Annotated in this window: 20 protein-coding genes; 6 read left to right on the top strand and 14 right to left on the bottom strand. The window is 72.0% G+C overall.

Annotated elements, in window-relative coordinates:
• Nucleotides 1–7: 7 nt before the first annotated feature.
• On the top strand, nucleotides 8–1,117 hold the full coding sequence (locus RM704_RS40460) for a methyltransferase (RefSeq protein WP_078937354.1): 1,110 nt from the start codon (nucleotides 8–10) through the stop codon (nucleotides 1,115–1,117).
• A 57-nt stretch (nucleotides 1,118–1,174) separates the two neighbouring features.
• Here RM704_RS40460 and RM704_RS40455 read toward each other — a convergent pair whose 3' ends face one another.
• The 9 genes from RM704_RS40455 to RM704_RS40415 all read right to left on the bottom strand — a co-directional run bounded on the left by RM704_RS40455 (nucleotide 1,175) and on the right by RM704_RS40415 (nucleotide 9,065).
• Complete coding sequence (locus RM704_RS40455) at nucleotides 1,175–1,507, bottom strand: TcmI family type II polyketide cyclase (RefSeq protein WP_033530437.1); 333 nt, start codon at nucleotides 1,505–1,507, stop codon at nucleotides 1,175–1,177.
• A gap of 49 nt (nucleotides 1,508–1,556) precedes the next feature.
• Entirely contained in the window at nucleotides 1,557–2,036 is a 480-nt protein-coding gene (locus tag RM704_RS40450; protein WP_033530436.1) for an SRPBCC family protein, read from the bottom strand.
• Nucleotide 2,037: 1 nt separating this feature from the next.
• Entirely contained in the window at nucleotides 2,038–2,295 is a 258-nt protein-coding gene (locus RM704_RS40445; protein WP_033530435.1) for an acyl carrier protein, read from the bottom strand.
• 67 nt (nucleotides 2,296–2,362) lie between these two features.
• The gene (locus RM704_RS40440) at nucleotides 2,363–3,613 is read right to left on the bottom strand and encodes a beta-ketoacyl synthase N-terminal-like domain-containing protein (protein ID WP_033530434.1); all 1,251 of its coding nucleotides are present in this window, start codon (nucleotides 3,611–3,613) and stop codon (nucleotides 2,363–2,365) included.
• Nucleotides 3,610–4,878 (bottom strand): beta-ketoacyl-[acyl-carrier-protein] synthase family protein, encoded by a 1,269-nt coding sequence (locus RM704_RS40435; RefSeq protein ID WP_033530433.1) that lies wholly within the window; start codon nucleotides 4,876–4,878, stop codon nucleotides 3,610–3,612. Before RM704_RS40435 ends, RM704_RS40440 begins: the two co-directional genes overlap by 4 nt.
• Nucleotides 4,875–5,327, bottom strand: coding sequence for a cupin domain-containing protein (locus RM704_RS40430; RefSeq protein ID WP_033530432.1), 453 nt, complete (start codon nucleotides 5,325–5,327; stop codon nucleotides 4,875–4,877). The genes RM704_RS40435 and RM704_RS40430 overlap by 4 nt, the downstream gene beginning before the upstream one ends.
• Before the next feature lie 84 nt (nucleotides 5,328–5,411).
• Nucleotides 5,412–6,563, bottom strand: coding sequence for a SchA/CurD-like domain-containing protein (locus tag RM704_RS40425; protein ID WP_033530431.1), 1,152 nt, complete (start codon nucleotides 6,561–6,563; stop codon nucleotides 5,412–5,414).
• A gap of 203 nt (nucleotides 6,564–6,766) precedes the next feature.
• The gene (locus RM704_RS40420) at nucleotides 6,767–7,183 is read right to left on the bottom strand and encodes a hypothetical protein (RefSeq protein WP_033530430.1); all 417 of its coding nucleotides are present in this window, start codon (nucleotides 7,181–7,183) and stop codon (nucleotides 6,767–6,769) included.
• Nucleotides 7,184–7,346: 163 nt separating this feature from the next.
• On the bottom strand, nucleotides 7,347–9,065 hold the full coding sequence (locus tag RM704_RS40415; RefSeq protein ID WP_033530429.1) for an FAD-dependent oxidoreductase: 1,719 nt from the start codon (nucleotides 9,063–9,065) through the stop codon (nucleotides 7,347–7,349).
• Between the two features lie 208 nt (nucleotides 9,066–9,273).
• On the opposite strand from RM704_RS40415, the gene RM704_RS40410 reads away from it, so the two are divergent.
• Entirely contained in the window at nucleotides 9,274–9,696 is a 423-nt protein-coding gene (locus RM704_RS40410; RefSeq protein WP_033530428.1) for a hypothetical protein, read from the top strand.
• Nucleotides 9,697–9,735: 39 nt separating this feature from the next.
• Here RM704_RS40410 and RM704_RS40405 read toward each other — a convergent pair whose 3' ends face one another.
• Both RM704_RS40405 and RM704_RS40400 read right to left on the bottom strand, forming a co-directional pair.
• A complete protein-coding gene (locus RM704_RS40405) occupies nucleotides 9,736–11,385 on the bottom strand; it encodes a flavin-containing monooxygenase (RefSeq protein ID WP_311592851.1) in 1,650 nt (549 codons plus the stop codon).
• Between the two features lies 1 nt (nucleotide 11,386).
• Nucleotides 11,387–12,415, bottom strand: a complete 1,029-nt coding sequence (locus RM704_RS40400) for a patatin-like phospholipase family protein (RefSeq protein ID WP_052146339.1) — start codon at nucleotides 12,413–12,415, stop codon at nucleotides 11,387–11,389.
• Between the two features lie 176 nt (nucleotides 12,416–12,591).
• Between RM704_RS40400 and RM704_RS40395 the strand changes: the two genes are divergently transcribed.
• Entirely contained in the window at nucleotides 12,592–13,197 is a 606-nt protein-coding gene (locus tag RM704_RS40395; protein ID WP_033530427.1) for a TetR/AcrR family transcriptional regulator, read from the top strand.
• Between the two features lies 1 nt (nucleotide 13,198).
• On the opposite strand, the gene RM704_RS40390 is transcribed toward RM704_RS40395, so the two are convergent.
• From RM704_RS40390 to RM704_RS40380, 3 genes are all read right to left on the bottom strand, one after another.
• Nucleotides 13,199–14,356, bottom strand: coding sequence for a sugar ABC transporter permease (locus RM704_RS40390; RefSeq protein ID WP_033530757.1), 1,158 nt, complete (start codon nucleotides 14,354–14,356; stop codon nucleotides 13,199–13,201).
• 275 nt (nucleotides 14,357–14,631) lie between these two features.
• Nucleotides 14,632–15,408: an ATP-binding cassette domain-containing protein gene (locus tag RM704_RS40385; protein ID WP_311592847.1), complete on the bottom strand. Its 777-nt coding sequence runs from the start codon at nucleotides 15,406–15,408 to the stop codon at nucleotides 14,632–14,634.
• 103 nt (nucleotides 15,409–15,511) lie between these two features.
• A complete protein-coding gene (locus tag RM704_RS40380) occupies nucleotides 15,512–16,630 on the bottom strand; it encodes a sugar ABC transporter substrate-binding protein (protein ID WP_033530426.1) in 1,119 nt (372 codons plus the stop codon).
• A 213-nt stretch (nucleotides 16,631–16,843) separates the two neighbouring features.
• Here RM704_RS40380 and RM704_RS40375 point away from each other — a divergent pair, with 213 nt between their 5' ends.
• The 3 genes from RM704_RS40375 to RM704_RS40365 are packed head-to-tail and all read left to right on the top strand — an operon-like array spanning nucleotide 16,844 to nucleotide 22,189.
• Nucleotides 16,844–17,191 (top strand): Pepco domain-containing protein, encoded by a 348-nt coding sequence (locus tag RM704_RS40375; RefSeq protein WP_157856770.1) that lies wholly within the window; start codon nucleotides 16,844–16,846, stop codon nucleotides 17,189–17,191.
• A 15-nt stretch (nucleotides 17,192–17,206) separates the two neighbouring features.
• Nucleotides 17,207–21,895, top strand: coding sequence for a caspase family protein (locus tag RM704_RS40370; protein WP_033530424.1), 4,689 nt, complete (start codon nucleotides 17,207–17,209; stop codon nucleotides 21,893–21,895).
• Nucleotides 21,896–21,952: 57 nt separating this feature from the next.
• Nucleotides 21,953–22,189, top strand: a complete 237-nt coding sequence (locus RM704_RS40365; RefSeq protein WP_033530423.1) for a hypothetical protein — start codon at nucleotides 21,953–21,955, stop codon at nucleotides 22,187–22,189.
• Nucleotides 22,190–22,267: the final 78 nt, after the last annotated feature.

Here is a 22,267-nt window from a genome sequence, read left to right as displayed (position 1 = left end):
GCGTCGCATGACGACCGCTCAGACCAGGCCGGCGGGGGAGCCGGCACCCCCCGCCGGCACCACGCGGACCCAGGCCGTCCACCCGTCCGCGCAGGACACCCAGGCCGCCCCGCCGCCGCCCATGCGGTTCAGGGAGCTCGTGTTCGGGGCGGCGGTCGCCGCCGCCCTGCGCGCGGCGGCCCGGCTGGGGATCGCCGACGCCCTCGGCGACACCCCGCTGTCCGCGGAGGACCTCGCGGCCGCGGTGAAGGCCGAACCGAAGCCGCTGCGACGGCTGTTGCGGGCCCTGTCCTGCCACGGCGTCTTCACCGAACGGCCGGACGGGACGTTCGCGCACACCGACATGTCCCGGCTGCTGCGGGAGGACGACCCGCACAGCCTGCGCGCCATCGCCCTGTGGTGCACCGAACCATGGACCTGGGACTCCTGGCCGAAGCTGGACGAGGCGGTGCGCTCCGGCCACAACGTCGTCGAGGACCTGTACGGCAAGGAGTTCTTCGTCTACCTCAACGAGGACGCCCCGGAGTCGGCGGACGTCTTCAACCGGGCCATGACGACGTCCAGCACGCAGTCCGCGCGCGACGTCGCCGATTTCCTCGACCTGTCGGGGAGTTCGTCCGTCGCCGACATCGGCGGCGGGCAGGGCCACGTGGTGGCGAGCCTCCTGGAGAAGCACCCGGCGCTGCGGGGCACCCTGCTCGACCTGCCGCGCGTGGTGGAGAACGCCGACCCCCGGCTGCGTCCGGGCGGCGCCCTCGCCGACCGCACCCGGATCGTCCCCGGCGACTGCCGTGAGGCCGTCCCGGTCCGGGCCGACGTGTACGTCATCAAGAACATCCTGGAGTGGGACGACGACAGCACCGCCCGGCTGCTGCGCAACGTCATCGGGGCGGGCGGCCCCGGCACCCGGGTCGTCGTCATCGAGAACCTCGTCGACGACTCGCCGTCGATGCGGTTCAGCACCGCCATGGACCTGCTGCTGCTCCTCAACGTCGGCGGGGCCAAGCACACCACCGAGAGCATGACGTCCCGGTTGACGGCCGCGGGGCTGGTCATCGACGACGTACGGCCGGTCAACGCCTATCTGCACGCGTTCGACTGCCACGTGCCCCGGTGACACCACGCAGGCCGCCGGGCACGCGCGACGCGCGTGCCCGGCGGCCTGTCGGTGCGTTCAGGAGCGGCCCTCCCGCTCCCAGCGGTAGAAGCACGTCGCCATCGCGTCCTTCGGCGAACGCCAGGTCGCCGGGTCGTACGCGGTGACGTACGCCGACAGCTGTTCGCTGATGGCCCGGAACTCGGGGTGTCCGGCCATCTTGGTGATGGCGGGGGTGGGGTCCCGCTCGGACTCGACGAGGTGCATGTACACGTCGTCGAACTGGAAGAGGCTGCGCCGGGAGACCCCGATGAGGTGCGGCAGCTCCCCCCGGTCGGACTCCTCGAAGATCTTGGCGATGTCCGGGGCGGAGCCCGGGGCCATCCGGGCGACGATCAGGGACTGGTGCATGGGGTGTTCTCCGTCCGGCTCGGTCGGTCGGCGCTCGATCGCTCGGCGCTCAGTCGGTCAGGCCCGGCGCGGCGCCCTGTTCGGCGGCGGCCTTCTCGATGCGGTCCCGGATCAGGGCCATCTGGACCTTGGAGTTGCGGTTGATGTTCTCGGTCATCCAGTCGTCGTCGACGGGCGCGTCCGGCTTCATCGCGAAGTCCTGCGTCCACGCCATCCGGGTGCCGCCCGGGACCTTCTCGTACTCCCACAGGATGTTCATGTAGGCGAAGGGGCCCGTCTCGACGCGGCGGGCCTCCACGGTGAGCGTCTCGCGGTCCGTCTCCCGCTCCGAGACCCAGCTCCAGACCTTGCCGTTCTCGTCGGGGTGCATGGTCAGCCGGAACGTCACCCGGTCCCCCTCCTCGGAGAGGATCTCGGCGCTGGCGTACTCGCTGAACAGCCGGGGCCAGTTCGCGACGTCGTTGGTCATGTCCCAGACCAGGTCGACGGGCGCGGCGATGGTGATCTCGTTGTGCGTGTGTCCGGCCATGTCAGGCTCCTGCCATCAGCGCGCTGTTGACCTGGTCGAGGAACTGCCTCGGGCTCTTGGCCTTCTCCGCGTCCGGCGGCATCGGCGTGCCGTACCGGTTCTCCAGCTCGCCCACGATGCCGAGGAGGCCGAGCGAGTCGATGCCGAGGGCGTCGAAGCCGGACTCGTAGCGCTGCTGGAGCTCCTCCGGGGTGACGGTGACCCCGGCGGCCTTCTTCATCAGCTCGGACAGTTCTTCCACGGTGATGCGGTCACTCATGCGGTTCTCCTTGGTGCAGAGGTGGTGCGTCGGTGCGAGGTGGTGCGTCGGGAGGGACGGGGGACGGTCAGGAGGTGTCGCCGGGGCCGAGCCGCAGCACCAGCGCCGAGTTCGACCCCATGAGCCCCCGGCTGAGGACCAGCGCCGTGCGGGGCTCGGCGGCGCGGGCGCGGGCGGTGACGAGGTCGAGGTCGTGGCAGACGTCGTGGACGTTGGGGGTGGGCGGGATGACGCCGTGCTCCATCGCGAGCACCGCCGCGGCCACGTCCAGGACGGCCGCCGCGCCGTTGCCCCGGCCCACGGCGGTCTTCGGCGCCGTGACGGGGACTCTGCCGCCGTGCGCGCCGAGGGCGTCCGTGATGGCCAGCGCCTCGGCACGGTCCGCCGCCGGGGTGCCGAGGGCGTCGGCGAAGACCACGTCGATCTCCTCGGGGGCGCAGCCGGCCTCCTCCAGGGCGCCCCGGATCGCCTCGGCCAGGCCCGCCCGGGACTCCTCCCAGCGGGAGGCGCCGGTGAACGTCGCCGTGTGGCCCGCCAGGTACGCCCGTACGGGGGCGCCGCGTTCCCGGGCGGTGTCCTCGGCCTCCACCACGAGCATGGCGCCGCCCTCGGCGGGCACGAATCCGCAGGCCGCCGCGGTGAAGGGACGGTAGGCACGGTCCGGGTCGGCCACGGTGCTCAGCTCCGGGTAGCCGAGCTGGCAGACCATCGAGTAGGGGGCGAGCGGCGCCTCGGTCGCGCCGGTCACCATCACGTCGGTGCCGCGCCGCACGGCCCACGCCGCGTGCGCCACGGCGTCGAGGCCGCCGGCCTCGTCGGAGGCGATCACCCCGCAGGGGCCCTTGAAGCCCCGGCGGATGGAGATCTGACCGGTGCTCGCGGCGTAGAACCAGGCGATGGACTGGTACGGGCCGACGAAGCGGCTGCCCTTGGACCACAGCTGTTGCAGTTCCCGCTGCCCGAACTCGCCGCCGCCGGAGCCGGCCGCGGTGACCACGCCCACCGAGAACGGGGCCGCGTCCGTCGCGGGCCGGTCGAGGCGGGCGTCGTCGAGCGCCTGGTCGGCGGCGGCCATCGCGAAGTGCGTGAACCGGTCGGTCTGGACGAGGTAGCGCTCCTCGACCGCCGAGGGCGGGTCGAAGTTCCGGACCTCGCCGGCCACCTTGAGCGGCAGGTGCTCGCAGCCCTCGCGGGTGACCCGGTCCAGGACGCTGATGCCCTCCCGGGTCGACTTCCAGAACGTCTCGGTGCTCGTTCCGTTGGGCGCGACCACGCCGATTCCGGTGACGGCCGCGCGCCGAGGACGCCGCTTGCTCATCGTGTCTTCTCCCTCGGCAGACTCATGACCACCGCGGACTGGAAGCCGCCGAACCCGCTGCCCACGGAGAGCACATGGGTCAGCTTCCGCTCGCGGGCGACGCGCGGGACGTAGTCCAGGTCGCACTCGGGGTCCGGGGTCTCGTAGTTCGCGGTGGGCGGGACGACCTGGTGGGCCAGGGCCAGTGCGCAGGCGACGACCTCGATGGCGCCGATCGCGCCCAGCGAGTGGCCCACCATGGACTTGATGGAGCTCATGGGCGTGTCGTAGGCGTGCGCGCCGAGCGTGCGTTTGACGGCGGCCGTCTCGTGCCGGTCGTTCTGCTTGGTGCCCGAGCCGTGCGCGTTGACGTAGTCGACGGCCGTGCGGTCGATCCGGGCGTGGTCGAGGGCGTCCTCGATGGCCCGCGCCATCTCCAGGCCCTCCGTGGTGAGACCGGTCATGTGGTAGGCGTTGCCGAAGGTGGCGTAGCCCCCGATCTCGCAGTACACGTGCGCGCCCCGGGCCCGGGCGTGTTCCAGCTCCTCCAGGACGAGTACGGCTCCACCCTCGCCCATGACGAACCCGTTGCGGTCGGCGTCGAAGGGGCGGGAGGCGTGGGCCGGGTCGTCGTTGTTGGGGGAGGTGGCCTTGATCGCGTCGAAGCAGGCCATGGTGATCGGGGAGATCGGCGAGTCCGACGCTCCGGCTATGCAGATGTCGGCCCGGCCCTCCTCGATGGTGTGGAAGGCGTACCCGACGGCGTCGAGACCCGAGGTGCAGCCCGTGGAGACGGTCTGCACCGGCCCGCGCGCCTCGAAGCGTTCCGCGACGGTGGAGGCGAGGGTGCTGGGCGCGAACGCCCGGTGCAGATGCGGACCGGCCTCCCGGTGGTCCACGTCCCAGCGCCGGCCGCTGTGGCTGACCAGCACGTAGTCGTGCTCCAGACGGGTGGTGCCGCCGACCGCGGTGCCCAGGGACACCCCGACGCGCCAGGGGTTCTCCGTGGCGAGGTCGAGGCCGGAGTCCGCGATCGCCTCCTCGCCGGCGACCAGGGCGAACTGGATGTACCGGTCGCAGCGGGCGATCTGGTCCGCGTCCAGTCCGTGGGCCGCCGGGTCGAAGTCGCACTCGGCGGCGATCCGCGAACGCAGCCCGGACGGGTCGAAGAAGGTGATGCCGCGCGTCGCCGTACGGCCGCCCGCCAGGAGGTCCCAGAACGCCGGGACGCCGATGCCGCCGGGGGCGACGATGCCTATGCCGGTGACCGCCACGCGCCTGGTCATGAGCGGACCTGGGAGCGCTCGGCCCGTGCGGCGTGCGCCGCCTCCACCGGGATCGGCACGCCGTTCGCGTCCTCGGTGTCGACGTGCCCGAGCGGCGGGCTCGGGGCCAGCGGGCCGAGGTGGAAGACCATGCGGGCCTCCACGTTGCCGACGTTGCGGAAGCGGTGGCGCATGTGGGCGGGGATCAACAGCCCCTGCTCGGGCCGGAGTTCGTGGGCCTCGCCGTCGAGGTCCACCTCCAGCTGTCCGCAGATGACGTAGATGAACTCCTCGGAGTAAGGGTGGTAGTGCTCGGCGATGCGGTCGCCGGGCGCCACGATGGCCACGCCCATGAAACCGCTGGTGGAGCCGACGGTGGTGGGGGTGAGCATGGCGCGCAGATCACCGCCGCGCCGGGTGTTGGGCTCGACCTCGCTGACATCCACCACTCTGGGATGGCGATTGATCACGACGTTCCTCCGAACGTGAGCTGCGTCGGACAGGGGCTGTATCGGCAAGGAGCAGTGCGACAGGGCGCAGTGCGGCAAGGGGGATCAGGCGTCGGGTGCCCGGCGGTCGGTGACGAGGTCCATGCGGGCGACCGTGAGCAGCCGGGCGGGGGCGGCGTCCCGCGGCGAGCCGTCCGTGCCGAGGGCGTCGCCGTCCAGGAGCGCCGTCAGTTCGGCCGCGCGGGCGCGGTCGGTGAGCCCGAGCACGGGGCCCGGGTCGGCGTCGAGACCGCCGCGTACGTCGACCAGCCGCACCACGATGTCGTCGCGCTGGAAGATCGTGCTGCGCAGCACCGGGCCCTGCGGGTCGTCCGCCGCCTCGTCCTGCCGGGCGAGCAACTCGGCCAGCCGCAGCCCGCAGCCCTCCCGGGCCGGGTAGTACAGCGCGTGCCGTACGGCGTCCGGGCTCTCCTGGCCGGCCGTCACATGGTGGACGGCGGGCAGCGCCGCACGGGTGAAGAAGACCCGGGCCGAGTCGGGGTCGTCGAGGTCCCGGTCCTGCTCCAGATAGGGGTTGAGGGCCTCCTCGACCGCCCGTACCTCGGGCTGCCGGGCGACGTGCCGCAGCGCGGCCAGCAGGTCGCCCCGCACCTCGACGGCGCGGACCACCCGGTTGCCGTGCATGAACAGGGAGGTCCGGCACAGCCGGGTGGTGTCGTCGACCCGGGGCTCCGGGGCGGCGTAGTCGGCGAGGATCCTGGCGACCTTCTCCTCGCTGCCCGGCTTGACGGTGAAGGTGAGCGCGTGCCGGATCAGGCCGTCGCCGATGCGGGGCGAGGTCTGCAGGCGGCGCTCGCCCGCCTCGGCCTCCACCGCCGGGCCGCCGGTCTCGCGGACGATGTGGAAGCGCAGCGAGCGGGTGTCGCGCACGCAGTCGTGCAGCGGCCGCACCATCTGCACGTGTTCCTCGCTGTTCACCCAGGTGAGGAAGGGCGGGGCGCTCTCCCACTCGCTGGTGATGAGCCATTGGGAGGGGTTCTCGATGGACTGGCACAGCTGGTCGCTGACGTGCCCGGGGACGGACGCGACCTGGTTGCACAGCTGCTCGTACGCCTCAAGGAACTGCTGCTGGGCACCGTCGTAGACGTCCACGAGGAGGACGACACGGAGCCGGGAGCCGTCGAAGACGGACTGCGAGACACGCTGCGACACCTGTCGCTTCAGTGACTCGGAAACACGTTCGGACGTGGTGGTCATCCTGCGCACATCTCCTCGGTGGGGGGCAGAGAAGGACGAACGTCGGCCGGATCGGCGTGACGTCGGCGTGCCTCGATCCTGAGCCCGGCCCTGCGGGCGCGCGACTCGTATGCACTGCGCGGGTGACCGGTGCCCCGGGCGGGTGACCGGCCGGGCCGCCGTGCGGCGCGGCCGGTCACGGCGGCTATCGCGCCGGCCACGGGTCAGGCCACGCCCGCGGCGGACTTCTTGCGGCGCGCCGCGTACAGGCCGGTCCCGGCGACGGCCAGGACGGCCAGCCCGCCCGCGGTCACGGCCGGAGCGGCGAGACCGCCACCGCCGGTGTGCATCCCACCGCTGGGCTTCTCGTGCTTGCCGCTCCAGGACCCCTCGTCCTGGCCACCGCTGCGGGAGCCGTCCTCCTGCTTGCCGCTCCAGGAACCGCCGTCCTGCTTCCCGCTCCAGGACCCCTCGTCCTGCCCGGCGTTCCCGGAGGCCGCCTTGTCCTGCCCCTTGTCGTGCTCCCCGCTGTAGGAGGAGTCCGTGCCGTCCCAGCCCCCGGAGGCGTACGCGACGGGCGCGCCGAGCGCGAGGAGGGCCGAGGCCGCCGCGGTGGCCATGAGCATACGAACAGAGCGCATCTGACGATCCTTCCGCCGACGGGGCGGGCAGCCGACACCTCGTCAGCTGTGGTGACCCGCCCCCGACGTGATCCACCGTCAGACAGTCGCCGCGACCCCACCACTCAAGACGATCACTCGGGTGAACCCGCCCGTCCGTCGGGCGAGTTCACGGGGGAGGGGCTCAGGCCTTCGCCAGCAGCGTGGTCAGGACCTCCCGCAGCGCCGCCTCGGTGTCCGGGACCGGACCGGGCGCCCGCCAGGCCACGAATCCGTCGGGCCGGACGAGGACGGCGCCGCCGGGGGCCGTCCCGTGGACCGCCGCCCAGTCCGCGTCACCCGCGGGCGTCAGGTCGGCCGCGGGGCCGTCGCCGACCCGGTACGAGGTCAGGGGGACGGACATCTCCTCGGCCAGCCGGAGGGCGGCCTCGTGCCAGCCCCCTTCGTCGGTGCCGGCGGCGGCCTCGGCACCGGTGCCGCTGAGCAGGACGAGCGAGCGCTCGTAGAGGTCCAGCGTGGAGATGTGTTCACCCCGGTGCCGTACCGCCATGTGGGGCGCCCTGGTGCCCGGTGCGCCGGACAGGTCGAGGCGTTCCGGGACGACCGGGGACGCGGGGTCGGTGCCGAGGACGGCGCCCTGCGGATAGCGGTAGCCGAGGGCCACGTTGAGGATGCCGCGCTGCGGGCCGCCGCCACCGCCGACGCCGGGGGCCGGTGCGAAGCCGGGGTGGCTGTGCTCCACGGACCGGGCGGCGGCACGGGCGCTGGTCGCCTCCGCCACCGGGCGGCGCTCGGCGTCGTAGGTGTCCAGCAGGCCCTCCCCGGCCCAGCCGCCGAGCACCGCCGCCAGCTTCCAGGCGAGGTTGTGGGCGTCCTGGATACCGGTGTTGGAGCCGAAGGCACCGGTGGGGGACATCTCGTGGGCCGAGTCGCCGGCCAGGAAGACCCGTCCCGATCGGTAGCCGCGGGCGACGCGCTGGGCGGCGTGCCAGGGGGCCTTGCCGGTGATCTCGACGTCGAGATCCGGCACCCCGATCGCGCGGCGGATGTGCTCGACGCACCGCTCCTCGGTGAACTCCTCCAGGGATTCGCCGTGTTCGGGGTGCCAGGGCAGGTGGAAGACCCAGTTCTCCCGGTTGTCCACGGGCAGCAGCGCCCCGTCGGCCTCGGGGTGCGTCAGGTAGCAGACGATGAAGAGACGGTCGCCGACGACCTCGGCGAGGCCGCGGGAGCGGAAGGTGACACTGACGTTGTGGAACAGGTCGCCGGGGCCGCTGTGGCCGATGCCGAGCTGCTCGCGGATCGGGCTGCGGGGGCCGTCGGCGGCGACGAGGTAGTCGGCCCGGACGGTGGTGTGCTCGCCGGTCTCGCGGCTCTTGACGATCGCCGTGACACCGGAGGAGTCGCTGTCGAACGACAGCAGTTCGGTGTTGTAGCGCAGGTCGCCGCCGAGCCGCTGGGCGTGCTCGAACAGCACCGGCTCCAGGTCGTTCTGGCTGCACAGGCACCAGGAACTGGGGCTGAAGCGGGCGAGTCCGCCGCCCGCGTCGATCTCCTTGAAGAGCCATTCGCCCGCGTCGCCGACGAGGGTGGGCGTCTGGAGGATGCCGTGGTTGCCGGAGAGGGTGGCGGCGGCCCGGCGGATGCCCTGCTCGACACCGGCCGTCCGGAACAGCTCCATCGTGCGGACGTTGTTGCCCCGGCCGCGCGGATGGATGGAGGTGCCGGCGTGCCGCTCCACCAGGGTGTGCGGCACCCCCAGGCGGCCCAGGAACACCGAGGTCGACAGGCCGACGAGGGAACCCCCGACGACGAGGACCGGAACGTGGTGGGTGGGGTTGCCGGTGGCGTCGGTCCGATCGGACCTGTGCCGCGTCTTCGGGCTCTGCTTCATCGCGTTCATCGCTCAACTCCAGCGCTCGTGTCCGCCGACTCGGCCGGGTGGGGCCGGGGGCTTCATCCATGCCCCGCACCGGGAGAACGGGACCGGGCTTCACCCGCTTAGGGGGCGCTCGGCGGCGGTGCGGTGGGCCCCCGGTCGCTCATGTACTCGGGTGCGGCTGAGTACTTGCGCTCTGCCGGGCGCGGGGCCGCGCCGGGAGGCTGGGCACATGAGCCAACGACTCCAGCACCTGCGCGAGCGCCCGTCCCAGCTGCTGCCGACCCTCGTGACGGCTGTGTCCGCCCTGACCCTCTGGGCGCTCTGGCTGGGCTGGGACCAGCGGCGGGATCTGCGTCCTGACGGTTCGTCGACCGGCCCGTACGAGGCGTGGCAGGTGCTCGGTCTGGTGCTGACCCTGCTGGTGCCGGTGTACTGGGCGGCGTCCCGGCGGCACATCGCGGGCGCGGTGGCCGGCACCACGGCCGGTCTGACCGTGGCCTCCTTCCACGACTGGTCCGACGACGCCAGCGGCCTCTACGGCATCGGCGTCACGATGGTGATGCTGGGGACGATCGCCGTGACCACCGGGGTGTCCTTCCTGATCGCGGCCATCGGCTCGCGGCCTCGGCCTACGGGGCCCGTGAGGTCGTAGGCGACGGGGGCGGCACAGACTTCCTGGCGTCCTGGCGTCCTAGGCGTCCAAGGCGTCGTAGGCCTCGGGGTCGAACCGTGCCAGGCGTCGGCGCATCCGGCCCGTGGACCAGGGCCAGCTGAAGCTGTTCACGCCGTTGACGTCGAGGTAGTAGCTGGAGCAGCCGCCCGCGTTGTAGACGGTGGACGGCAGGGCCTGGCGGACCTCGGCGCCGAACGCGGCCTGCACCTCGGGGCGTACGTCCATGCTGGTCCAGCCCGCCGCGCGGAAGTGCCGTACCGCGCCCGCCACATACGCCAGTTGGGCTTCGAGGACCGCGTACGCGGAGGAGTGCCCGGTGCCGAGGTGCGGTCCGAGGAGGACGAACGCGTTGGGGAAGCCGCTGACGGTGGTGCCGAGATAGGCGTCCGGGCTGCCCTTCCAGTGGTCGTCGAGGCTGGCGCCGTCGGCGTCGAACACCCGTCGGCCGATGGGCATGTCGAGAATGTGGAAGCCGGTGCCCAGGACGATCGTGTCGACGTCCGCGCGGCTGCCGTCGGCGCCGAGGACGCGGCGGCCCTCGACGGCCTTCACCGCCGTCGCGTGCACGGTGACGTTGGGCCTGGTCAGGGCCGGATAGTAGGTGTTGGAGAGGAGGAGCCGCTTGCAGCCCAGGGTGTAGTCGGGGGTCAGCGCCCGCCGCAGGTGGGGGTCCTTGACGGTGGCCCGGAGGTGCAGCGTGCCCACCTTCTGCACCGCGCGCAGGAGAGCCGGGTGGCGGAAGCCGATGCCGAGGGCCTCCAGCGCCGCGTACTCCGCCCCGCGCAGCGCCCGTTGGGCCCCGGGGACGCTGCGCAGGAACCGGCGTTCGGCCCGTGGCACCGCGTGGTCGGGCTTGGGCAGCACCCACTGGGCGGTGCGCTGGAACAGGTGCAGCCGGCCGACGCGCGGCTGGATCGCCGGCACGAACTGCACGGCCGAGGCGCCGCTGCCGACGACGGCCACGCGGGCGCCGGTGAGGTCGACGTCGTGGCGCCAGCGTGAGGAGTGGAAGACCTCGCCGGGGAAGTCGGCGAGGCCGGGTATCTCGGGGAGCAGCGGTTCGTGCCAGGGCCCGGCCGCCGAGATCAGGAAGCGGGCCGTATAGGTGTCGCGGCCGGTCTCGACGTGCCAGCGGGCCTCACCGGGGTGCCACTGCGCCCGGGTGACCTCGGTGCCGTAGCGGATCAGTGGTGTGATGCCGTACGCGGCGGCGGTGTCGCGGAGGTAGGAGCGGATCTCGGGCTGCCCGGCGAAGGCCCGGGTCCACTCCGGGTTGGGGGCGAAGGAGTACGAGTAGAGGGCGGAGGGCACGTCGCAGGCGCAGCCCGGGTAGGTGTTGTCCCGCCAGGTGCCGCCCAGGTCGTCCGCCTTCTCGAGAAGGACCAGGTCCCGCACTCCCGCCTCGCGCAGCTTGACGGCCGCGCCGATGCCGGAGAGGCCGCTGCCGATGATCAGCGCCTCTACGTGGCGGGTCTCCCGGACCACTGCCCCGGCCGGGCGGTCGGCGGTCGCGGCTGACCCGGGGGTCTCGGCGGTCCCGGAGGTCCCGAGCGGTTCGGCGATCTCGTGACGCTCGCAGTTCTCGCGGTTCTCGCCGTTCTCGCCGCTCTCGGGGTTCTCGCCGTTCTCGCGGTTCTCAGGGTTCTCGGGGTTCTCGGAGTGCGGCATCTCAGGCTCCTGTCGTCCGGGCGTCGACGGTGGGGGCGGCGGCGCGGGCGGCTTCGCCGAGGGCCTCGCGGACGTGGGCGCGTGTGGTGCGCAGGGCGGTCTCCAGGACCGTCAGGCGGCGTCGGGGGTCCATGAAGTTGCCGCCCATCACCTCCAGGTCGGCTGCGTCGGGCTCGATCCGGACGACCCGGGTGCCCGTCGCCCGCAGCGCGGCGCACTCCGCGTCGAGCGTGCGGGTCATCACCCGGCGCAGCAGCCCCTCCGCCCGGCCGAGCCCTCGGCGCCGGCCGGGGGAGCGGGAGCTCATCGGTGCGACGACGTACACCTCGTCGAGTCCGCTCGGGACGAGCAGGTCGGCGGAGGCGGTGGAGAGGATGCCGCCGTCGGCGTACCGCCGGCCCCCGACGCGCACGGGCGGGAACCAGCCCGGCACCGCCCAGGACGCCCGGAGCGCGTCCCGCAGGGCGGCCGGGCGGGTGTCGGGGTGCCCGAAGACCGTACGGCGGCCCGTGTCGAAGTCGGTCGCCACCAGCCAGGTCGCCGGGTGCCGGACCCACTGTCCGGCGGGTGCGAGGGAGTCGGCGAGGGCGGCCAGCCGGCGGTTGTCGCCGCGGCCCTGGGGCAGCAGGCCGGACAGCGCGGCCACGGCGGGGGCGGTGCCGCGCAGGGCGTGGCGGGCGAGCCGGGGGGATCCGAGGAAGGCCGCGGGCCGGGGCGGGATCGCCCGGGGCGGGGTGGCGAAGTGCCGGCGGACTTCGGGGTGGGCGTCAGGGCGGCCCAGCTGCGCGGCCAGCAGGTCCTCGACGCCGACGCCCGAGCCGAGCAGGGCCGCCACCTCGGCCCCGGCGGAGGTGCCCACGAGGACGTCGGCCTCGCGCGGATCCCAGTCGGTGGCCTGCCGCAGCGCGTGCAGGGCGGCGACCGTCCAGGCCGCGCCGAGCGTGCCGCCGCACCCCAGTACGAGTCCTCGGGAGGGTGCCGGAGGCGGCGTGTTCTCGCGAGCGCTGGGGCGCGGGCTCGGGGCGGTCATCGCGTTCACATCCAGTCCGAGGGCTCGGGTACTACCAGAATCCGGATACCGATCCAGATACCGATCAGATTCAGATACCGATGAGATCCGGATACTACTGGTATCCGAATTCCTTGGACAGCCTCCGGCAGGGATAAGATCCGGGGACTCCGAACCACCTGGAGAGGGAGCGAGACATGGCCCGCCTCAGCCGCGTCGAGAGTCAGGAACGGACGCGTGAGCGGCTGGTCGCCACCGCGCGGCAGCTGTTCCTCTCCCACGGCTACGCGGCCACCTCGCTCAGCGACGTGGCCGAGACGGCCGGCTACTCCAAGGGCGCCGTCTACTCCAACTTCCGCAGCAAGGACCATCTGTGCCTCGCGGCCCTCGACGACATCCGGGCCGAACAGCTGGCGCTGCTCACGGACGCCGTCATGGGCGAGGCCGGGATCGAGGACCGGCTGGCGGCCTTCGCCACCTGGGCCGAGGCGCACATCGGAGACGAGGCCTGGACCACGCTGGAGGTCGAGTTCCTCACCAGCGCACGGCACGACGACGAGCTGCGGCGGGAGATCATGACCCGCGTGGCCGTGATCCGCGGGGCCCTCTCCCAGCTGCTCGACGCGCTGGCCCTGGAGCTGGGCGTCCGTCCGGCGATGCCCGCCGACCGCGCCGCGATGGCCCTCCTCAGCCTGGGGATAGGGCTCGGCGTCCAGCGCGTCGCCGACCCGACCGTCCCCACGGCCGTCCTGACCGAGACCCTGCGGCTCGTGCTGCGGATGGGTGACCGGGCGGCGGAGTGAGTCAGGCCCGCCCCCGTGTCTCCGCCGCGCGGCGGGCGAGGGAGTCGAAGACCACGGCGACGAGCAGCACCCCACCGGTGATCATGAACTGGACGGCGGGCTGGACGCCCAGCAGGGCCATGCCCGAGGCGATCGACTGGATGATCAGCACCCCCAGCAGGGCGGACCAGGTCGAGCCCCGGCCGCCGAAGAGGCTGGTGCCGCCGATGACGGCGGCGGCGACGGCGTTGATCAGCAGCATTCCGGAGCCCGGGACCTGGGTCGCCGAGGTGAGCCGGGACGCGACGAACAGACCGCCCACCGCCGCCAGGGTCCCCGACACCACGAACACCGCGATCCGTACGTGCGCCACGTCGACGCCGGACCGCCGGGCCGCCTCCACGCCGCTGCCCAGCGCGAGGACCTGACGGCCGTAGACCGTGCGCCGGAGGAAGAGGTCCGAGGCGATGATGACGCAGAGGAAGATCAGCAGCGCCAGCGGCAGGCCCTCGAAGCGGTCCAGGACGTAGACGGTGGCGAACGAGGCCAGCGCGAGCAGAGCCGTCCGGACCCAGATCTCTCCCCTCGCCCGGTACGGCATCCCCGCCGCGCCACGTCGGCTGCGGTCGCGGTGGCAGAGGAGGAGGTACGCGAGCGGGCCGAGCGCCGCCAGGCCGTAGGTGACGGCGGCGGAGCCGAAGGAGCGGCTGGTCAGCTGGGCGACCATGCCGTCGTCGCTGAAGCTGATGGAACTCTCCGGCCCCAGGAGGTAGAGCATCAGGCCGTTCCAGGCCAGCAGGCCCGCCAGGGTGACGACGAACGCGGGCACGCCGATCTTGGTGAACACGAACCCGTGGAACGCCCCGGCCGCCGCGCCGCAGGCCACCGCGACGAGCACGGCGAACCCCTCCGGCATGCCGTGGTTCACGTTCAGCGCGGCGAACAGGGCGCCGGAGAGGCCGGCCAGCGAACCCACCGAGAGGTCGATCTCGCCGATCAGCAGCACGAAGACGACGCCGACGGCGACCAGACCGGTCCCCACGATCTCGACGCTGAGGACGGAGAGGTTGCGCGGGGAGAGGAAGTTCTCGTTGAGGCTCTGGAAGACGATCCAGGTCACGGCGAGGGCGAGGAGCGCCGGCACCGGGCCGAGCTCGCCCTCGTGCACCCTGCGGCGCACGGCGTGCGCGTACGACCGGGGGGACTCGGCGAGCCAGTGGTGTCCGTCGTCCCGGCGGTGCGTCCCGTTCTCCCGGCGGCGCGTCCCGTCGTCCCGCCCGGGCCGGCCCTCCCGCCCCGGTCTGCCGCCCTTGTGCCGGAGGCCGTCCTTCCGCCGGTGCCCGCCCTCCTTACCGCGCTGTTCCGGACCCGGCTCCTTCCCCGGTCCGCTCCCGCTCCCGGTCCTGTTCCCCGTCCCGTTCCCGTTGTCGTCCCCTCTCCCCCACCGTCTCCACCTCACGGCCATGTCTCCTCCGGGTCGGTCGTGCGGTGGCCCGCCGTGTTGTCCACCGCGCCGGTGACGGAGGAGATGATCTGTTCCTGGGAGGTCGTGCTGACGTCGAAGAGGCCGTTGTTGCGGCCGAGGCGCAGGACGGCGATCCGGTCGGCGACGGCCTTGATGTCCCCCATGTTGTGGCTGATGAGAAGCACTCCGGTGCCCCGGTCGCGCAGTTCCTCGATGAGGTCGAGGAGCTGGTTGGTCTGTTCGAGGCCCAGCGAGGCGGTCGGCTCGTCGAGGAGCAGCAGCCTGGGCGCGCTCACGAACGAGCGGGTGATCGCGACGACCTGCCGCTGCCCGCCGGACAGCGTGGCGAGCGGGACGCGTACGTCGGGGATGCGGATGGAGAGAGTGCGCAGCAGCTCACGGGTCCGGCGCTCCATCTCCACCTCGTCGAGGACGCCGAAGCGGTGGATCTCCCGGCCGAGGAAGAGGTTGCCGACGACGTCGAGGTGGCCGCACATCGCGAGGTCCTGGTACACGGCCGCGATCCCGAGGTCCTGGGCGTCCTGGGGGCGTTTGATCTGGACCGGCTCGCCCTCCCACTCGATGACGCCCTTGTCCGGGGGACCGACCCCCGAGATCACCTTGACCAGCGTGGACTTCCCGGCGGCGTTGTCCCCGACCAGGGCGACCACCTCACCGGCCCTGATCTCCAGTTCGACGTCCACCAGCGCGTGGACGGCGGCGAAACGCTTCGAGACGCCGCGCAACGCCAGCAGCGGCTGAACCACCGGGTCACCTCCTGATCGCGGGTGAGGGGGCTCATCAGCCTGGTGCGGCTCATCAGCCTGATGCGGCCCATCAGCCTGATGCGGCTCACGAGGCCGACGAGGCTCATGTGCCGAGCCCGGCCCGGTCGCACGCGGGCCGGAGCTTAGGGGTGCAGATCTGGTCGATCGTGTACATACCGTCCTTGACCACAGTGTCCTCGATGTTGTCGACCGTCACCGCGACCGACGGGAGGAGGACCGCCGGGATGTCCTCGTCGGTGGGGCTGTCGACGGTGCCGGTGGCGATGGAGTCGACCGACTCGCCGCGCCCCAGCGCGACGGCCATCTCGGCGGCGGCGTCGGCCGCCGGCTCGAACGGCTTGTAGATGGTCATGTGCTGGCTGCCCTGGACGATGCGCTGGATGGCCGCGAGGTCGGCGTCCTGGCCGGTGACCGGGGGCAACGGCCGCACCGCGCTGGCGTTGAGGGCGGAGACCACGGCGCCGGCGAGGCTGTCGTTGGCGGCCAGCACGCCGTCGATGTTCTCCGCGCCGAGGGCGGAGATGGCGCCGCTCATGTTGACGTAGCCGTTCTCCGGCCGCCAGCCGACGGTGTCGTACGACTTGCCGATCTTCACCTCGCCCTCCAGGACGGAGAGCGCTCCGCGCTTGTACCAGCCGGCGTTGGGGTCGGCGGTGGCGCCGTTCATCATGACGATCTGGCCGCCGTCCGCCTTGTCGCCCATGGCCTTCAGGAGCTCCTCGGCCTGGAGCCTGCCGACGACATCGCCGTCGAAGGTGACGTAACCGGAGATGGGGCCCTGGGCGAGCCGGTCGTAGGCGACGACGGGGATGTCGGCCCGCTCGGCGGCCTCGACCGACGAGCGCAGCACCTTGGGGTCGACGGCGGCGACGATCAGGACGTCGACACCTCTGGTGATCATGGCGTCGAGCTGTTGCCGCTGGACCGCCGGCTCGGCCGTGGCGGCGACGGTGGCCGCCGGGCAGTCGGGGCACAGCTCCTTCAGCCGCTTCTCGATCAGGGGCCGGTCGAACTGTCCGAAGCGGGAGGCTCCGCCGCCCGGGAGCAGCACGCCGACGCTGAGGCTGTCGCCTCCGCTCCCGCTGTCCCCGCCCCCGCCACACGCCCCGGTCAGGACCAGGCCGACGGCGACCACGACCGCCGCGCCCGCCCGGCTGAGGGACCTACGTTTCACGGCCGTAAGGCCGACGCCGAGACCCATGTTCGGTTCCTTAGGGAGATTTGACCGATCTTATCCGTTTTGGGGCGTCTTTTCTCCAGCGTAGCGGTGCCCTTCCGGAGGATGAGCCGATGCGGCCCCCTGGCGGTCCCCTCTGTCTGGATCGGACATGTCCGGGCGCACTCCGGCTTCGCGGCGCTACTCTGAGTGCAGGAAATCCGTAATCACCCCCAAAGCTCCAGCGTGGAGGCAGAGTTGAGCGAATCCCACGGCGAGCTCGTCACCGCGGAAGGGGAGGAGGCCGGACAGCTGTCGTTCTGGGTACTGGGCGACGAGGACGACGACGGCGGCACAATGGGTCTCTTCGGACGGGACAGCGAGGCCGTGCTCCGCCAGGTCCCCCTCGGCCCGCTGCGCAAGAACCTCGCCGAGACCGTGGCGGCGCTCCAACAGGTCTTCGCCGATGTGGCGGCTCAGAGTGGAACCCTGCCTCTGAAGGAGGCGCAACTGCAGTTCCAGGTGACCGCGAGCGGCGGAGTCCAGCTCATCGGTACGACTCAGATGCAGGGGACGCGGGGTCTCGTCCTGGTGTTCAGGCAGTAGCCGCGCCGTACGCGGATGGGGAACAGACGGGCGCTCCTGATCGGGGCGAGTGACTACGAGGCACCGGGGATCGCCTCCCTGCCCTTCGTCCTGGCCGACATGACCGCGCTGGGGGAGGCGCTCGAGCGTCGTGGGTTCGAGGTGACCATCCCGACGGCTAAGCGGCAGGTCGGGGTCAACTTCGTCAACGTGGAGATGGGGCGGTTCCTCAAGAAGGCCCGCTCCGGCGACACCCTGCTCGCCTGTCTGAGCGGTCATGGCGTCCACGCCGAGGGGCAGGACTACTTCGTTCCCGAGGACGCCCACCCCGAGATCGAGCCGTTCGAGGAGGGGTGCGTCGCCATCGACTGGAAGCGCGACGTGGAACGGTCCCTCGCCGAGCACATCGTGATCCTCGTCGACGCCTGCCGCGAGGGCATCGAACGGGACTCCAAGAGCCTGAACGCGATCAACGGCTGGAGCCGCCGCCGTGCCGACCGGGAGCTGCGCCGGAAGCTGGCCTACGTCTATGCCTGTTCCGCCGGCCAGGTGGCCCGCTTCATCACTCCGGCCGACCGCATCCAGGACGGCCTCGACTGCGGTATTCGCGAGGGTGAGTCCTTCAGCATCTTCTCCCGAGCCTTGCGGGATGTGTTTCTGAGCCATCCCGGCGCACTGCATCTGGCGGATCTCCGAGACCACGTTCAGGACCGGGTCGAGGAACTCCACCGGGCCTACGGCAAGGTGAACGCCCTGCAGCAGATGCGGGTGGTGATGAACGCGAGCGGCGAACCCGCGGACTTCCCGATCGCGCCTCCGATCGAGCCGACCGAGGAGACGGACGGCGTGCTCACCGCCCCAGTGCCGTCCGTGGACGAGGCCGCGCCCCCTGCTGCCGCGGGGTCCGGCGTGATGTCGACCCTCACCGATGCCTATGCGGGGACCCGGTCGGAGACCGAGCCCACGCTGCGGCTCGCCCGGGCGCTGTACCGCTTCCAGGCACATGGAGACATGGGGCCCCTGCTCGACTTCGCCGCCGACGGACCGGCGACGAACGTCGTCCAGCTCGTGGGCGTCGTACCGGAGCATGTGCGCGGGCGGATCTGGGAAACCTGCGTGCGACGGCGTCCGGCAGTCGCCCTCCACGAACTGCGGCGGGTGCTGCGGGCCGACGGGGACGCGGCGCTGGAACAGTCGCTGCTTGGCCGGGCATTGACGTCCCGTCCGCGAGAGGTGCTCCAGGCGCTCGACCCCGCTGAGGCGCGCGACATCCTGGACAGTACGGCGCGAATACGCCCGGCACCGGACGTGGTGGAGCTGTTGGAGGCCTTGCACCGTGACGGCATGGCGAGCGAGGCGGGACGGCTGTTGTACCGCGCGGCCCATCGCTCTTTCGATCAACTGCCCGCTCTGCTCGGCGCGTTGCGCGCGGCCGGGCTGATGCGAGCCGCGACGCACGTCCTCGTCCACCACGGCCGCCACTGCCCGGCCGCCGATCTGCCCGCGTTCGTGGACGCGGTGGGGAGCGATGGGCGCGTGGGGAGACGGGCGGATCTCGAGCAGGTGGTGCAAGCCGTCGCCCGCCGTCCGGCCCCTGATCTCGCGCCGTGCCTGCGGGCCTTGCGCGGGGCGGGGCGCGACCCGGTCGCCGCAGCGACCCTGTCCTCGGCCGCGAGCCAGTCCCCGGACGCGGTCGTCCGGCTGGCTCGTGACCTCCTCCGGGCCGGTGACGAGGAGGATGCGACAGGGCTGCTGTCCGCCGCGGCCGAGGGTATGTCCATGTCATGCTTCGCCGACCTCGTACGGCTGGAGTGCGAGGACTCCGCCATGTCCTCGTCGGCTGTCCGGTGGTGGAAGGGCACACGGGGCAGGTCCCTCACCCTCCACATGCCGTGGGACCATCTCGTGCGGGTCCGCTCCGGCCAGGAACTCGTCGAACTCGTCCGGGCGCTCTGCTCGCGGTGGCTCGACACCGAGGTGAGGTCGGTCCTCGCCCAGTTGCCGCGGCACCGTTCCCACGCCGAACTCCCTGCGCTCCTGGCGTCCCTGACGGGAAGCGGCCATGACAGGGAGTGCCGATACCTGCTGGAGACCGTCGCCCGGGAGCACTCTCCGGCCGAGGTGAGGGCGGTGTACACGGAACTGCGTGACGTCGGACAGTCGGCGTGGGCGCGGGACCTGGTGAGACTCGTGCTCGACCTCCGGCAGCCCGACTCCACGGCCGGTGTGTTCGACGCGCTGCGCGAGGCCGGGGCCGAGAGTGAGATCGCGGAGGCGGTGTCGGCGTCGTTCGCCGACCCCCGTCGGCCGGTGGAGGCGCTGCTGCGTTCGATGCTGGTGGTGGGCGCCGACGGCACGGCCCCGGGCTCCGCGTCGGCGATCCGGACCGTCTTCGTCCAACGCGATGTGGAGGATGTGGCCCGGCTTCTCACAGGGTTACCCGGGGACTACCAGGCTGGTGCGCTGGTCCCGTGGCGGGTGCTGGTGGACGAGCGTTCCGTCGTTGAACTGGCCCGGCTGATCCTGGCCATGCACGCCGCGGAAATCACGGGGCACTGGCGGGAAATGGCCGCGCTCGCCGGCGCGCGCCGATCGATCGCCGACCTCGGAGTGCTGATCACCACACTCCACGAAGGCGGAGCGGAGGACGCGGTGCCCGTGCTGCGGAACATGGTGGCCCGCTCACGAAACGCCGAGGACATCTCCGCGTTCGTCCGCTGGCTGCGAAGTGTCGCCCGCACGGAGGACGTCGCGTCCGTGTTCGCCCTCGTGGGAGAGCAGCGCAGGATCGACATGGTGGCGGCCCTGGTCAAGCAACTCGCGGACGAGGGCGAGACCGAAACCGCCCTGGCGCTGACGGACCTCGCCGCAGAGTGCCGCCCCTGGGACCAGACGGTCGGCCTGGCGGTCGCCCTCCTGGACGCGGGCGCGGAGACAGCCGCCCACCGCATGCTGGAGCACCTGGCACGCGATCACCCCGTCAGGCCGACCCTGGAGGTGATCCGGCTGCTGCGGGAGGACGCCCGAGACGACGTCGTACAGCAGGTGCTGCGGGCCGTCGCCCGGCTGGGGACGCTCGACGCGACGCTGAACCTCGTCGAGGACCTGCATCAGGCCGGATTCTCCCACGAGGCCGACACGGCGATCGGTGCCATCGGGATCGTGTGTGATCCGGCCGTCGTCGCACGGTTCCTGACGGAAGGGCGGCGTGATCGCGGGCACGGTACTCGGATGCGGGACAGCGAGCTGGTCCTCGAATCCGCCGCACGGCACCGGTCGGGCACCGATCTGCTGGCCGTCGTGGGAGGCGTGCCCGTTTCGATGCGCGAGCAGGTGCTGGAGAGCGTGGGGGCGTACAGCCCGTTCCCGACCCTGGTGGGAATCGTGGGAGCAGAACTCACCTCCTGGCGGTCCTCCGGGCTCGAACTCCTCGCCCTGCTCAAGGCCGCGTTCGAGCAGGGCAGACACGATGACCTGGCCGCGCTGCTGCGGCAGACGGACATCGGGGGCGAGGCCGTCGCCGAGGCCGATCGTCGAAGCCGGGGCTACCGTCCCGTCAGAGACCTGAGGAAGATCATCGTTCTCGCGTTGCGTGACTTCCTTCCCACGGTCCTCGTCCGCTGGGCCCGAGCTCTGGCGGAGGCGGGACTGGACGCGGACGCAGCAGCGGCTCTGCACGACGCCGTCGCACGACCCGCGGCCGAACTGGCGCGACTCTTCGAGGTGGCGCAACGGGTGCGCTGGGAGGAGGACGAGCAAGAGCTGCTGGAACAAGCGGTCCTGCGACGCGGTCCGAAGGTACTGGCCGATGCCTGGACGGCGGAGTTCCCGGGGGACGAAGCGGCGTTGCGGAGGGCGATCGGGCGCGTACCGCTGCAGATCCTGGCCGCAGAGGCTCCGGCGTCGAACTGGACCGAATGGGCGATGCGGGGATGTCCCTCCGCGGAGTTGATTCCGGCGCTGGTCGACGCGATCGGGAAAAGGTCCGCACTGGACGAGAATCTGCTGTCGGCGTTCTGTTCCACCCGTGGGGCCGGCGATCTGGCCCACCTCTTGAGAGAGCTGCGTGCGGTGGGGCGTCAGGACAGGGTGCAGGAGGTCGTCGCGCTCCTGGTGCGTCGCGCCACTGTCGGGGGAGTGGCTGAGCTCGTCAGCGACATGCACGCTTCCGTGACGCATGACGAAACGGACCAGTTCCTGAGCGCTCTGACCTGCACGAACCTCCCACAGCCGGCCCTGATCGCCGAACTCAGTCGGCGCGGACTCACCGATCTCGCCGACCGGACACGTCGGCTCGTCGTCGAGAGTCCGCCGCACTATGCGCGTCTGCCCGACTACGCCACCAGACTGCTCCGATACGGGCTGGAGAAGGAGGCGCGCGAGATCGTCGAGGCGTACGGCCTCCGTTGCCCCGACGGCACACTTGTGCAAGCGGTGCGGCGGCTGGATCGCGAGGACGCGAGTCAGTTGCGGGTGGTTCTGTTGACGCACATCGCGCTCCACCGGGACGAGCCGGTCCTCCGGCATGTGCTGACGGAGCTGCGCAGGGAAGGACGTACTGAGGCGGCCGGGGAACTTCTTGCCCGTGCCGAGCACCACCGCCCTCTCGCGGAGGTGCTCGCTCTCCGAGCCGCCGTTGCCGCGGTCGTCTCCCGTGGGGCCCCTGATCCACCGCCGCCTGCTCCTCGTAAGCGGCCCTTCGGCATATTCAGGCGCAGCGGCTGAGGCGAGGTGGGAGACGCACGGCGTGTGCCTGAGGGCCACGGGGTCGTTGGGGCCGGCATGAAGAAGATCATGACTCTGGCTCTGCTGCCCGCCGCCGCCCTCGCCCTCGCCTCTCCCGCCCACGCCGACAGCGACAGCAACTTCGGACCCGGGATCAACGCCGCCGACAACTGGAACTTCAGCGCCGCCGCCGTGTGCTTCCAGGAGCCGGCCGTCGTGCCCGTGGGCGGGGCGTGGAGAGGCGACACGGTCAACCACTGCGTGAACGGCAACGTGCTGGACCACTCCCGCTGACCGTGGCCCGGGGGGCGGCGCGGTTGCGGTGGGGGGCGTCGGGTCCAACCATGGGCCGGGGGCAACCACGGTTCTCGA

This window comes from Streptomyces gottesmaniae (assembly GCF_031845845.1).
Lineage (GTDB): Bacteria > Actinomycetota > Actinomycetes > Streptomycetales > Streptomycetaceae > Streptomyces > Streptomyces akebiae.
This window is presented reverse-complemented; position numbering and strand designations above follow the sequence as displayed.

Bases quoted from the DNA above. Each gene is read 5' to 3' on its own strand.
- RM704_RS40440 (WP_033530434.1), bottom strand. From the start codon at position 3,613: ATGAGCAAGCGGCGTCCTCGGCGCGCGGCCGTCACCGGAATCGGCGTG.
- RM704_RS40455 (WP_033530437.1), bottom strand. From the start codon at position 1,507: ATGCACCAGTCCCTGATCGTCGCCCGGATGGCCCCGGGCTCCGCCCCG.
- RM704_RS40425 (WP_033530431.1), bottom strand. From the start codon at position 6,563: ATGACCACCACGTCCGAACGTGTTTCCGAGTCACTGAAGCGACAGGTG.
- RM704_RS40445 (WP_033530435.1), bottom strand. From the start codon at position 2,295: ATGAGTGACCGCATCACCGTGGAAGAACTGTCCGAGCTGATGAAGAAG.
- RM704_RS40405 (WP_311592851.1), bottom strand. From the start codon at position 11,385: ATGCCGCACTCCGAGAACCCCGAGAACCCTGAGAACCGCGAGAACGGC.
- RM704_RS40460 (WP_078937354.1), top strand. From the start codon at position 8: ATGACGACCGCTCAGACCAGGCCGGCGGGGGAGCCGGCACCCCCCGCC.
- RM704_RS40435 (WP_033530433.1), bottom strand. From the start codon at position 4,878: ATGACCAGGCGCGTGGCGGTCACCGGCATAGGCATCGTCGCCCCCGGC.
- RM704_RS40400 (WP_052146339.1), bottom strand. From the start codon at position 12,415: ATGACCGCCCCGAGCCCGCGCCCCAGCGCTCGCGAGAACACGCCGCCT.
- RM704_RS40395 (WP_033530427.1), top strand. From the start codon at position 12,592: ATGGCCCGCCTCAGCCGCGTCGAGAGTCAGGAACGGACGCGTGAGCGG.
- RM704_RS40365 (WP_033530423.1), top strand. From the start codon at position 21,953: ATGAAGAAGATCATGACTCTGGCTCTGCTGCCCGCCGCCGCCCTCGCC.
- RM704_RS40410 (WP_033530428.1), top strand. From the start codon at position 9,274: ATGAGCCAACGACTCCAGCACCTGCGCGAGCGCCCGTCCCAGCTGCTG.
- RM704_RS40415 (WP_033530429.1), bottom strand. From the start codon at position 9,065: ATGAACGCGATGAAGCAGAGCCCGAAGACGCGGCACAGGTCCGATCGG.
- RM704_RS40370 (WP_033530424.1), top strand. From the start codon at position 17,207: ATGGGGAACAGACGGGCGCTCCTGATCGGGGCGAGTGACTACGAGGCA.
- RM704_RS40450 (WP_033530436.1), bottom strand. From the start codon at position 2,036: ATGGCCGGACACACGCACAACGAGATCACCATCGCCGCGCCCGTCGAC.
- RM704_RS40380 (WP_033530426.1), bottom strand. From the start codon at position 16,630: ATGGGTCTCGGCGTCGGCCTTACGGCCGTGAAACGTAGGTCCCTCAGC.
- RM704_RS40420 (WP_033530430.1), bottom strand. From the start codon at position 7,183: ATGCGCTCTGTTCGTATGCTCATGGCCACCGCGGCGGCCTCGGCCCTC.